This is a genomic window from Lactiplantibacillus sp. B652 (genome assembly GCF_023806745.1).
Lineage (GTDB): Bacteria > Bacillota > Bacilli > Lactobacillales > Lactobacillaceae > Lactiplantibacillus > Lactiplantibacillus pentosus.
In genome coordinates this window covers 1-299 of record NZ_JAMSKY010000090.1, presented here as the reverse complement: position 1 = coordinate 299, position 299 = coordinate 1, and the positions used below count along the sequence as shown (strand labels likewise).

Genomic DNA, 299 nt, shown 5'->3' with positions numbered 1-299 from the left:
CAAGTAGTAGCAGTGCAGCAAAGGCTGAAACGACTAGTGCAAGTAGTAGCAGTGCAGCAAAGGCCGAAACGACTAGTGCAAGTAGTAGCAGTGCAGCAAAGGCCGAAACGACTAGTGCAAGTAGTAGCAGTGCAGCAAAGGCCGAAACGACTAGTGCAAGTAGTAGCAGTGCAGCAAAGGCTGAAACGACTAGTGCAAGTAGTAGCAGTGCAGCAAAGGCCGAAACGACTAGTGCAAGTAGTAGCAGTGCAGCAAAGGCCGAAACGACTAGTGCAAGTAGTAGCAGTGCAGCAAAGGCC

1 protein-coding gene is annotated in these 299 nt (G+C 50.8%); it reads left to right on the top strand.

What is annotated here, in order from left to right:
* Window positions 1-299 (top strand): hypothetical protein (locus MZO40_RS17130; protein ID WP_252133489.1); only part of this gene is annotated, 299 nt, incomplete at both ends.